Below are 12639 nucleotides of genomic sequence, written 5' to 3'. Positions count from 1 at the left end.
ACTATACGGTAAAAATAGTCGTTAGTGTTGTAAATAACTGTACAATACGCCGCGGACACATTCATTTAAAAGGTCGACGAATATGGTATTGGATAATTCCTACGAACCCTGTGATTTTGTACTTTTCGGTACATTGGGTGATCTTTCACGACGCAAGTTATTGCCTTCATTATATCAATTAGAAAAAGCTAACCTGATGCACCCAGACACCACTATTGTGGGTGTCGCGCGTCATGAAATGACGTTAGACGAGTACATCGAAGAAGTGCATACGAATCTTATCAAGTTCGGTGAGAAAGACCTGTGTGAAGAAACATGGGAACGCATGAAAGCACGTCTTCACTATGCATGCGTAGATATGAAGGACATCCAAAGCTACTGTGTGCTAGATGACCACGTTGACCCTACGCGTACAATGGTATGCTACCTTGCTACTCCTCCGGCGATCTACGGCGATATTTGCCGTGGTTTGCACAGTTGTAAAATTATTGACTCAAGTGTACGCGTCGTGCTTGAAAAGCCAATTGGTCATGACTTGGCATCGTCAAAAGTCATTAATGAGCAAGTCGCCGAATACTTCGACGAAAAACAAATTTATCGTATTGACCATTACTTAGGTAAGGAAACGGTACTTAACCTTGTGTCTCTTCGTTTTGCTAACTCAATTTTTGCAACGAACTGGGACCACAACTGTATCGACCATGTACAAATCTCAGTTGCCGAATCTGTAGGTATTGAAGGCCGTTGGGGTTATTTCGATGATGCAGGTCAGATGCGTGACATGGTTCAAAACCACTTACTTCAAATTTTGAGCTTAGTGGCAATGGAGCCGCCAACAACGCTTGATGCCGACAGTATTCGAGACGAAAAACTAAAAGTGCTCAAAGCGCTACGTCCAATTAACTCGTTTAATATCAACGAGAGCACGGTAAGAGGCCAGTATACGTCTGGTTTCGTTAAAGGTGAGGAAGTTCCTGGATATTTAGAGGAAGAAGGCGCCAACACGCAGAGTAAGACAGAGACGTTTATCGCGATAAAAGCTGAAATTGATAACTGGCGCTGGGCTGGCGTGCCATTTTACCTTCGCACGGGTAAGCGCATGCCAACTAAAGTGAGCGAGGTTGTTATTTACTTCAAACGTCAGCCACACAACCTGTTTGGCGACAGCTTCAAAAACTTACCACCAAACAAGCTTGTTATTCGTCTGCAGCCAGATGAAGGCGTTGAGATCACAGTAATGAATAAAGTGCCTGGTTTAACAAGCTCGGGCTCAATGGATCTTCAAAAGTCAAAGCTTAACTTGAGCTTCTCAGAAGCGTTCGCTGATGAGCGTATTCCTGATGCCTATGAAAAACTGCTGTTAGAAGTGATGCTAGGTAATCAGGCGCTATTTGTGCGTCGTGACGAAATTGAACAGGCTTGGACATGGGTTGACTCAATTCTAGAAGCTTGGAAACAGTCTAGTGAGCCACCGGAGCCGTATCAGGCTGGTACATGGGGTCCAGTTGACTCTATCGGTTTGCTTGCGCGTGAAAACCGCAGCTGGTACGAAAGTAAAACAGCGAAGAAGAAATAACATGGCACTTACTACACTTTCATTTGATACGCCTGACGCCCTTACGAATGCGTTTGCGCAAGACTTGGTCAGTATTCTTAAAGCGGGTATTAAAACCCGTGGTCGCGCATCGCTGGTAGTTAGTGGTGGGCGCACGCCTTTAGCCTTATTCAAACAGCTCAGCGAGACTGAGCTTGAGTGGGATAAAGTTGACATCACATTGGCAGACGAGCGCTGGGTTGAAGAAGGTCATGAGGCCAGTAATACCACGCTTGTTAAGCAAAATTTAATTCAAAATAAAGCCGCAGCAGCGCACTTTGTGGCGCTTAAAAGTAACGTCGATGATGCGAATGACGGTGTTAGCGAAGCCGAAAAGCTTCTTGCTACCATGTCACAACCTTTCGACGCCTTAATTTTGGGAATGGGTGAAGACGGTCACACTGCATCGTTGTTCCCGTGCTCAGAACAAGTGCTAGACGGCTTAGATATGAACAGCGGTAAGACATGCATCGCTGTTCAACCTACAACAGCACCTCACCAACGTATTTCATTAACGCTACCTGCGTTGCTAAATAGCCGAAATATTTTTCTTCACCTTACAGGCGAAAAGAAAAAGCAAGTGTTACTTGATGCTATTGAGAACGCGACCGAAGCGCAAAAGCCCATCACTGCCGTTGTCAATCGCGCATAGGTTACTCTGATGTGGGCGCCATAGGAGACGATTATGAACCCAAAAATTGCTGAAGTTACGCAACGAATTATTGAGCGTAGTAAAGAGACGCGTAAAGCATATTTAGAAAAGATTGAGAACGCTCGTCGCCAAGGCCCGCACCGCGGTGCTCTGTCTTGCGGTAACCTTGCGCATGGCTTCGCTGCTTGCGGATCCAGTGACAAAGCTGACCTACGTTCAATGACGAAGGCTAACGTTGCTATCGTTTCTGCATACAATGACATGCTTTCTGCACACCAGCCGTATGAAACTTACCCTGCTATCATCAAAGAAGCAGTGAACGAAGTGGGCAGTGTAGCGCAGTTTGCTGGCGGTGTTCCTGCAATGTGTGACGGTGTAACACAAGGTCAATCAGGTATGGACTTAAGCCTGATGAGCCGTGATAACATCGCTCAGGGCGCTGCGATCGCGCTTTCACACAACATGTTTGATAGCGCGCTTATGCTGGGTATCTGCGATAAAATTGTACCTGGACTACTGCTTGGCTCATTGACCTTTGGTCACCTACCCACGGTATTTGTGCCTGCAGGTCCAATGCCTTCAGGTCTACCAAACAAAGAAAAAGCACGTGTAAGACAGCAGTTTGCTGAAGGCAAGGTGGGTCGCGATGCATTACTTGAAGCCGAGTCACAGTCTTATCACTCCGCAGGTACTTGTACTTTCTACGGTACAGCTAACTCTAACCAGTTGGTTGTGGAAATCATGGGCTTACACTTACCAGGCTCATCGTTTGTTAATCCAGGCACGCCACTTCGCGACGCGTTAACGAAAGCTGCTGCAGTACAAGCAACACGTCTTACTGATTTAGGTGACAACTACACCCCAATTGGTCACATCGTTGATGCTAAAGCGATTGTGAATGGCCTTGTTGGTCTTCTTGCCACCTATGGTTCAACTAACCACACAATGCACTTAATCGCTGTGGCGCGCGCTGCAGGTTACATTGTGAACTGGGATGATTTCTCAGATATTTCGAGTGCAGTACCTCTTCTTACACGTATTTATCCAAATGGTTCAGCGGACATTAACCATTTTGTTGCTGCTGGTGGTATGTCACTGCTAATTAGACAGCTTCTTGATGCTGGATTACTGCATAATGATGTGAAAACCATTTGTGGTGAAGGTCTAGATTTCTACACCAAAGAGCTGGTATTGGTTGACGGTGAACTTGAATGGCGCGATGGCCCAACAGAGTCACTGGACAAAGAAGTACTCGCTACGGTTGAAACACCGTTTAAGCCTGACGGTGGTCTAAGCGTACTTGACGGTAATTTAGGTCGCGGTGTTATTAAAACATCTGCATTGCGCGAGCCGCAGTGTACGCTGAAAGCGCCTGCGGTTGTGTTTGAAGACCAGTTCGAACTTGACGAAGCCTTCAAGTCTGGTGCACTGGATAAAGACTGTATCGTTGTTGTTCGATTCCAAGGCCCATCGGCAATTGGTATGCCTGAACTACACCGCTTAACGCCACCGCTGGGTGTGCTGCAAGACCGAGGTTTCAAAGTTGCATTGGTAACTGATGGCCGTATGTCGGGCGCATCAGGTAAAGTACCTGCAGCTATCCATGTAACCCCAGAAGCGTATAAAGGCGGACTTCTTGCCAAAGTACATGATGGCGACTTGATTGAGCTTAACACAGTAACAGGCGAGCTTACGCTGCATGTTGATGAAGCGACATTAGCATCTCGCGAAGCACAGCCAGCTAATTTGGCGAAACATCACGTGGGCATGGGCCGCGAAATGTTTGCTTAAGCATTCGTGCAATTTTAACTGGTGCTGAAGAGGGTGCATGTTCACTGTTTTACGAACAGGAGCAAGCGTAATGGGGCATAAGTTTGTAGCGGATGTTGGTGGCACCAATATTCGCTTAGCACGGGTTACTGAATCTGGTGTGGCAGACATTAAAAAGTACATGTGTAATGACTTTGCGAGTATTGATCTTGCCATTGCGCAGTATTTTAGAGATATGCCTGACTACGTATTTTCCGAAGGCTGTATTGGTATTGCTTGCCCTGTACTCGGTGATCAGGTTGAAATGACCAACCATAGTTGGGCGTTCTCGCAAAACGCATTGCGCTCGCAGCTTAAGTTAGATGCTCTTTACGTTATTAACGACTTTACCGCAGTTGCCCACTCTCTACCTGTACTTGGTGAAGAGCAAGTTGTTCAAATTGGTGAAGGCACCGCGAAAGAAAACGGTAATATTGCTGTATTTGGTCCAGGTACTGGCCTTGGCGTCGAACACATTACCATGACGTCGAGCGGTTGGCAGACACTTGACGGCGAAGGTGGTCACATTGATTTTGCACCGGTTGATGAGACCGACATCATTGTATGGCGCCATCTTCAAGCGACATTTGGCCGCGCCTCTGCGGAAGAAGTAATGTCAGGCCGTGGCCTACACAACATTTACACAGCATTGGCGAAACATGCTTAGGTGAACCTGTAGCGTTTACTGAGCCTGCACAGATTACTGATGCGGCTCTTGCGGGGACGTGCAAAGTGGCCGAAGCGACATTGACGCAATTCTGCCGCATCATGGGGAGCTTTGCTGGTAATTTGGCGCTGAACATGGCAACAACCGGCGGTATCTTCATTGGCGGCGGCATCGCAAACCGCTTCCCTGAGTTTATTCAAAACAGCGATTTTAGAGCGCGTTTTGAAGCGAAAGGCCAAATGAAGCATTACGTTAAAGACATTCCCACCTATTTGATAGCAGAGCCTGACCATGGCCTTCTTGGTGCTGCTGCCTATCTAAATCAAAATACAGCGAGCTAAATTATGACAACGAAATGGAAATACACTCCAGAGGAAATTTTTGCAGCCGGTCCAGTGGTCCCAGTATTGGTGATTAATGACGTTGAAAAAGCGGTTCCTTTGGCTAAAGCGCTCATGGAAGGTGGAATTAAAGTACTGGAAGTTACGCTTCGCACGCCTGCTGCTATTGATGTCATTAAGCGCATCGCACAAGAAGTACCTGATTCACTTATCGGTGCTGGAACTGTAACCAATGCTCAGCAGTTAAAAGCGGTAGTCGAGGCGGGTGCAAAGTTTGCTATCAGCCCTGGCATGACGGCAGACCTGCTAAAAGCGGGTATGGATGCTGACATTCCACTTATTCCAGGTATTTCGTCGACATCTGACCTGATGAAAGGCAAAGATGCGGGCTATACCCACATGAAGTTCTTCCCAGCAGAAGCGTCTGGTGGCGTTAAAGCTATAAAGTCAATAAGTGGCCCATTCCCTGACGTAACCTTCTGCCCAACGGGCGGTATTGGTCCGAACAACTATAACGATTACTTAGCACTGAAAAATGTTAAATGTGTAGGTGGTTCGTGGTTAGCGCCAGATGATGCTATAGAAGCGGGTGATTGGGCTCGTATTACGCAGCTGGCGAAGGAAGCGGTTGCTGGTGCAAATCAGTAGTTCAATACGTCTTCTTTAAATAAAAAAACCTGCCTCGAGCAGGTTTTTTTATTTTCTTAGCAAATGATTTTCACTAGTTACTTTATGCGTTATTCAAAACAGCGCGACATGAACATCAGCAAGGATTAACCGTTTGCGTCATTACATGTCGCTCGCCCGGTGCAAGGCTTTTTCCCTTTGTGATTGCTGTTTCTACGCATAGCATATGCTTATAACCAAAGGGATCCATATCCGAGATTGATGCAGCGCCTTGCCATGGATTCCACACCACGACAGAATCGTGCCCGCTTGATGACACATCAGTAAAGTCGTTGTCTTCTACATTGATGGTTGCCTTTTCAATAGGAGTCAAATGAATGCGGTCTGTCTCACTATTGATGGTATAGGGAGAAGGTGTTTCTTTGATGTCCCAATCTGCCAGCTTATCTTTGTATTCGCCTTCCATAGAATCTAGTCGTGTATCTTGAATATGACCAACGTGAAAGTACGTATGCAATGCACAATTAAAGGTGAAGGGCACAACGCCGGTATTCTCCGTAATCAGCGATACTTCTAAGGTTTCTCCAACATTGATAACAAGCATTACATTACAGTCGTACTCAAATCCTTCTGCGCGAGAAAAGCTTGGAGTCAAAGTTAGCTCGGTACCGCTCGACGTTTCTTGAGAGCCAACAAACTTCCATACTTGCGTTCGAAGGAAACCGTGAGAGGGAAGGGAGCCTTTGTCTCTGCCGTGGTCATCACTAAACCAAGGCCAACATACGGGAATTCCACCTCGTATTGGTCTTTCACCGTTGAGATAAGCGTGTGGACTTACCCAAAGGCGCTCCTTATTATCTTTTTTAGGTACAAAAGACAGTACGTGACCGCCAAACAAGCTCACTTTAGCAGTAGCCATTGAATTTTCTATTTCTAAAAAAGTCAGTCCGTTAGACTCACTAACGTTAACTGAATCAGCAGGCGGCATAAGCCCTCCTTGGACAAAAAGAGAAGGTTTGAATGGCGACGAAAATACTGTAGCCACTGAAAATAAGCATCAGATTTTTATATTATAGAAAGTTTATAAAATAATGGATGCTTGAAAACAAAAAAGGTGTAAACACTACGCTTACACCTTTTAGGTTAACTCAACTTATCTACAAGTAAATGAGATATTTACATTAATTTGAGTAATTATTTTGAAATATGAGCAACAAGGTCTAGAACCTTATTTGAGTAACCCCATTCGTTGTCATACCACGACACCAATTTTACAAAAGTATCAGTAAGCGCAATACCTGCTGTTGCGTCGAATACTGAAGTGCGTGCATCGCCTACAAAGTCATTAGACACAACTGCATCTTCAGTGTAGCCCATAATACCTTTAAGTTCGCCCTCAGACGCTTCTTTCATTGCTGCACAGATGTCTTCGTAGCTCGTTGGCGTCGCTAGGTTCACCGTAAGATCAACAACTGATACGTTCGGAGTCGGTACGCGGAACGCCATACCTGTAAGCTTACCGTTAAGCGAAGGAATAACTTTACCTACTGCTTTAGCCGCACCTGTTGATGAAGGAATGATGTTTTGACCTGCGCCACGACCACCGCGCCAGTCTTTCATTGATGGACCGTCAACAGTTTTTTGTGTTGCCGTTGTAGCGTGAACCGTAGTCATCAAGCCATCGACAATACCAAATTTGTCGTTAAGTACTTTTGCAAGCGGTGCAAGGCAGTTGGTTGTGCATGATGCATTTGAAACAATAGTTTCGCCATCGTAGCTGTCTTGGTTTACGCCCATAACGAACATTGGCGTATCGTCTTTAGATGGCGCAGACATAACCACTTTCTTCGCGCCAGCTTCAAGGTGCTTCGCTGCTGTTTCTTTGGTTAAGAATAGGCCAGTAGACTCAACAACCACGTCTACATTTACTTCGTCCCATTTTAGTGCTGCTGGGTCTCTTTCTGAAGTAATACGGATTGTTTTGCCATTTACAACCAAGCTATTGTTATCTACCGTAACATCGCCGTCGAATAAACCGTGTGTCGAGTCGTACTTCAATAGATAAGCAATGTAGTCAGTGTCTAGCAAGTCGTTAATAGCTACAACTTCAATGTCTTGACGCTCTGCCGCTGCGCGCATTACCAAACGTCCAATACGGCCAAACCCATTGATACCGATGCGAATTGTCATAACGTACCCCGATTATTTAAATAAAATGAAAATAAATTACATAAATTATGGATCAAAATGCCATAATTAGCAAAATAAAAAGCTAAAGTGTTGCAAAATTACGAACAGCAGCCTTTGCAATCGTATTCAGATTTCGAAAACGCCTTGTTTCTAGAATAATGTTAAAAAATTGTTTGTAGACGCACTTTGCTTTTCGTGAAGCGTTTTTCACCGAATAACAGGAATAACACACAATGACACAACAACTTCTGCAACAACTGGCTGAAATGCGGGGAATCGAAACCCAATACGTTGACGCATGGGGAAAACCAGCAACCATCGCAGAACCAAGCAAAGCAAAATTACTTAATGCGCTTGGCTATGACACCGAAAGCGACGAAAAGATTCAGTCGCAAATAGCACAAGATGTCCAATCAGTTTGGTTGTCTGTGCTGGATCCAGTCCAAGTTGTTCGCAGTCACGAAGACATTAATCTTGCTGTTCGTCTACCAATAGAACTCGTCAACGACGAGCACGTACTCGTAGTAACGTGTGAAAACGGTGACGTATTAAAACACCGATTCACGCCTGTTGACCAAGAAATGACTACGATGGCGCACATCGACGATGTCGAGTTTCATGAATACGTAGTGACACTCCCATTGGATTTACCACTCGGGTACCACAGTGTTTCTTTGATGGCCGATGATGACCAATTAGGCACTTCTCGCATTATTCGCGCACCGCAAGCATGCTACACGCCTCAAGAAATAAAAGACGGTAAGAAAATATGGGGCCTTAGTGTGCAGCTATATTGCGTGCGCAGTGAAAACAACTGGGGAATAGGTGATTTTTCTGACTTGGCATTGCTTATCGAAAAAGCTGCAGGCGTAGGGGCAGACTTTATTGGTTTGAACCCAATTCACGCCTTGTATCCTGCAAATCCAAACGCCTGTTCACCATACGGTCCAAGCTCACGACGTTGGTTAAACTATCTATACATCGATGTGACAGCCATTGAAGGTTATGACAATGATTCGGTTCAAGCTGTAGTCAGTAGTGATGACTTCAATACGACGCTTGCCCATGCGCGAGATGCAGAGCATGTTGATTACGAAGCAGTAGCGCACATCAAACTAGCGGCACTAAGAGCCGTATTTGATGTCTACGACGCAAAATACCTTCGCAAAAACACAAAGCAAAACAAAGCGTTTAAAGCCTTTGTGGAAGCTGGTGGTGAAAGCCTTGATATGCTTGCTGTGTATGACGCTTTGCAGTCACATTTAAAAGCAGAGGGCAAAGAAAGCTGGGGATGGCCTGTGTTCCCGAAAGAATACAAAGACTATTACAACCCGGCAGTGGCTAAATTCAAAAAAGCCAATGAACAGGACGTTAAATTCTATTTGTTCTTGCAGTGGATTGCAGCGCAGCAGTTGGAAATAGCCAGCAACAAAGCAACAGATGCCGGAATGACTATCGGGCTTTATCGCGACCTAGCAGTAGGCGTCAGTGAAGGTAGTGCCGAAATCTGGGGTAATAAAGATTTGTACTGTACAGATGCAAGCGTTGGAGCGCCGCCAGATATTCTTGGTCCGTTGGGTCAAAATTGGGGTCTTCCACCGATGGATCCTAGAAAACTATACGAGCAAGGTTACCAGCCTATTATCGACCTTTTTGCGTCGAATATGGCATCGTCAGGTTCGTTGCGTATTGATCACGTTATGGCGTTATTGCGCTTGTGGTGGGTAGTCAAAGGCGATAATGCGAAAGACGGTGGCTATATTTATTATCCAGTCGACGATCTGCTCGGCATTCTTGCGCTAGAAAGTGTGCGTAACCAAAGCCTTGTTATTGGTGAAGACCTCGGAACAGTACCTGAAGAAATTCGTAGTAAGCTTGCAGAAAATGGTGTGTACTCTTATCGCGTGTTCTTTTTTGAGCAAGCAGAAGATGGAGGCTTTTTCTCGCCAAGCCACTATCCGGTGCAGTCGATGTCTACATTGACAACGCACGATATGCCGACCTTGATTGGCTATTGGCACTGTTTAGATTTGGAACTAGGTAGAGACATTGGTCTTTATCCTACAGAAGAGATTTTGCAAACGCTTTATGCCGATCGTCATGAGAACAAGCAAGCAATACTTGATACGCTTCACGGTCATGGTTCTGTGCCAGAACATCTAGGCCGCGATGTTAATTATACCGGGATGAATCGTGAGTTAAATAACGGTATGCAAGTTCATATGGCAGGTGGCTCTAGCGCATTACTTAGTTTGCAGTTAGAAGATTGGTTAGAAATGGATAAGCCAGTAAACATTCCGGGCACTTTTGACGAATATCCTAACTGGCGTCGTAAGCTAACTGAGAATATCGAGTCTATGTTCAACAGACATGATATAAATGATTTAGCGTCTAAGCTTACACATGCAAGAAAGCAGGCGAGCAGCAATAAATAGCGTGTCATAAAGTCGGAATTGATTAGGGAGTGACGAACGACTTCTTAATCGAGTAAGATAAAGCGTCGACAGTGACGCTTTACTAAAACAAACCCGCTTTAGTGCGGGTTTTTAATAGGAGTAGCGAATGCATTTAGCGCAGCAGTTAGAACAGGTATTATGTTCACAGCCATTTTCTCAACTAGGTATAACAGAAGACAAAGGAAAATACTTACTTCGCATTTATCGCCCAGATGCTAAGTCAGTAACAGTCAAATGGGAAAATGCAGCGCTTGCAGACGTTTCTCTTATTTCAAACCAGTCTAACGGTCTCTTCGAAGGGGCAATATCGAGAGCTCAGGCAGAGGCACTGTATCGCGTTTTTATTGATAATGGCGACGTGCAGTACGATTATGTCGACCCTTATCAATTCAAAGATAGCGCATATCATGCAGTGCACTATATCGACTCAAGCCCAGAAAACTTGTACAAACAAGCGGGTGCACAGTTGCTCTCGTTATCAGATTCACATGGAACGAGTGTTGAGGGCGTTAGGTTTTGTGTTTTTGCCCCTAATGCCAGTGCAGTGTCAGTAATCGGAGATTTCAACGCGTGGGATGGACGTGTCCATCCGATGGAAAAAACATCGATGGGTTACTGGGTGCTATGCATCCCCGGTATGACAGCTGGTGAGCGATATAAATATCAGGTCAAAGATGCAAGAGGCCATGACCTTCCGCACAAAGCCGACCCTCTTGGTTTCAGTGCCGAGCAGTACCCATCACATGCATCAAAAGTTTATAACCACAGCGCCTATAAGTGGAATGATGAAAAATGGATGGCTGCGCGAAGCATCAATAAATATGAAAATCCAATGAGCGTTTACGAAGTGCACTTGGGGTCATGGAAGCGCCCAGGTGATGATTCAGACGCGCGATACCTGACTTATCGTGAACTCGCTGATGACTTGATAGCGTATGTCAGTGAAATGGGCTATACCCATTTAGAGCTGCTTCCTATTTCTGAGTTTCCATTCGATGGTTCATGGGGCTATCAGCCAGTAGGCATGTTTGCGCCGACCAGCAGATTTGGAAATCCAGACGACTTTAAGTATTTCGTCGATCAATGTCACCAAGCTGGCATTGGCGTTATTATTGACTGGGTTCCCGCCCACTTTCCAGAGGACGGCCACGGCCTGGCGCGATTTGACGGCTCTTGTGTTTATGAATACGAAGACCCTCGCAAAGGCTGGCATCCTGACTGGAACTCTTGTATTTATGATTTCGGTAAAGACACTGTACGTCAATTCTTAGTTGCCAATGCGCTGTACTGGCTGGATAAGTTTCACGTGGACGGTTTGCGCGTTGATGCCGTCGCTTCCATGCTTTATCTTGACTATTCGCGTAATGATGGCGAGTGGATACCCAATGTTGATGGTGGGAATGAAAACTACGAAGCAATAAGCCTGTTGAAATGGATGAATGAGGAGGTGTATAAGCACTTTCCTGATGCGATGACGATTGCCGAAGAGTCGACATCGTTTCCAAAAGTATCGCGTCCAGTATTTGATGGCGGGTTAGGGTTTGGATTTAAATGGAATATGGGGTGGATGCATGACTCACTCCACTATATCGCTAAAGATCCGGCTTATCGCAACTACCACCACGGTGATATTACGTTTAGCATGGTCTATGCTTTTGATGAGAATTTTGTTCTACCCATTTCTCATGACGAAGTAGTGCATGGTAAAGGCAGTATGTTGCGCAAAATGCCGGGCGATGAATGGCAACAAGCTGCTAATCTGCGCTGCTACGCTGGCTTTATGTATGGTCACCCAGGTAAAAAGCTTAACTTCATGGGCAATGAGTTAGGCCAGTCTAGAGAGTGGAATCACGATAGCAGTCTGGATTGGCATTTGCTGGATTATGAAAAGCATGCTTAAGCATGCAGGCTCTATATAAAGCATTAAATCAGCTGTACCGCAGTACTCCCGCGCTGTACGAGCAAGATCATACACCTGCGGGTTTTGCTTGGGTTGACCACAACAATTCAGAGCAAAGCGTTGTGTCTTTTGTTCGCAATGCGAAGCAAAGCAAACAAAAAGTGTACGTGGTATCGAATTTTACGCCAGTTCCACGCAATAACTTCAGAATAGGTGTAGATAATGCCTGTCGATTAAGTCTTGCACTTAACACGGATGACAAGATATTTTGGGGAAGCGGATTCAATGCGGTTGAGCATGTTGCTTCAACGCCAACCCCATGGAATGACAGGCAACATTCAATCGAAATTAATTTACCTCCTCTTTCTACTGTGTTTTATGTCACAGAAGAAGTGTAACGTCA

At 45.4% G+C, this 12639-nt stretch carries 6 protein-coding genes and 3 pseudogenes; 7 read left to right on the top strand and 2 right to left on the bottom strand.

All coding sequences use genetic code 11. The features are described 5' to 3' along the window. Positions 1-82 precede the first annotated feature (82 nt). The 5 genes and pseudogenes from zwf (at position 83) to V6N89_RS12840 (ending at position 5711) form a co-directional block, all read left to right on the top strand. On the top strand, positions 83-1576 hold the full coding sequence (gene zwf, locus V6N89_RS12860) for a glucose-6-phosphate dehydrogenase (protein ID WP_338517886.1): 1494 nt from the start codon (positions 83-85) through the stop codon (positions 1574-1576). Position 1577: 1 nt separating this feature from the next. Continuing rightward, complete coding sequence (pgl, locus tag V6N89_RS12855; protein WP_346992781.1) at positions 1578-2246, top strand: 6-phosphogluconolactonase; 669 nt, start codon at positions 1578-1580, stop codon at positions 2244-2246. Between the two features lie 33 nt (positions 2247-2279). After that, positions 2280-4108 (top strand): annotated as a pseudogene (edd, locus tag V6N89_RS12850) (phosphogluconate dehydratase). Further along, a pseudogene (locus tag V6N89_RS12845) lies at positions 4108-5063 on the top strand (glucokinase). The pseudogenes edd and V6N89_RS12845 overlap by 1 nt, the downstream one beginning before the upstream one ends. 3 nt (positions 5064-5066) lie before the next feature. Further along, positions 5067-5711 carry a bifunctional 4-hydroxy-2-oxoglutarate aldolase/2-dehydro-3-deoxy-phosphogluconate aldolase gene (locus tag V6N89_RS12840; RefSeq protein WP_346992780.1) on the top strand — a complete coding sequence of 215 codons (645 nt, stop codon included), beginning with the start codon at positions 5067-5069 and terminating at the stop codon, positions 5709-5711. 115 nt (positions 5712-5826) lie between these two features. On the opposite strand, the gene V6N89_RS12835 is transcribed toward V6N89_RS12840, so the two are convergent. Together V6N89_RS12835 and gap are read right to left on the bottom strand one after the other, a co-directional pair. Beyond that, on the bottom strand, positions 5827-6678 hold the full coding sequence (locus tag V6N89_RS12835; protein WP_346992779.1) for a D-hexose-6-phosphate mutarotase: 852 nt from the start codon (positions 6676-6678) through the stop codon (positions 5827-5829). Positions 6679-6884: 206 nt separating this feature from the next. Beyond that, a complete protein-coding gene (gene gap / locus V6N89_RS12830; protein ID WP_338517878.1) occupies positions 6885-7880 on the bottom strand; it encodes a type I glyceraldehyde-3-phosphate dehydrogenase in 996 nt (331 codons plus the stop codon). Between the two features lie 233 nt (positions 7881-8113). Here gap and malQ point away from each other — a divergent pair, with 233 nt between their 5' ends. Further along, on the top strand, positions 8114-10315 hold the full coding sequence (malQ, locus tag V6N89_RS12825) for a 4-alpha-glucanotransferase (RefSeq protein WP_338517876.1): 2202 nt from the start codon (positions 8114-8116) through the stop codon (positions 10313-10315). Between the two features lie 127 nt (positions 10316-10442). Beyond that, a pseudogene (gene glgB / locus V6N89_RS12820) lies at positions 10443-12634 on the top strand (1,4-alpha-glucan branching protein GlgB). The last annotated feature ends 5 nt before the right edge of the window (positions 12635-12639 follow it).

Origin of the sequence: Alteromonas gracilis, assembly GCF_036870955.2 — a bacterium.
GTDB classification, from domain to species: Bacteria; Pseudomonadota; Gammaproteobacteria; order Enterobacterales; family Alteromonadaceae; genus Alteromonas; species Alteromonas gracilis_A.
Note: the sequence above shows the minus strand (reverse complement) of the source record. Positions and strands in the feature narration are given on the sequence as shown.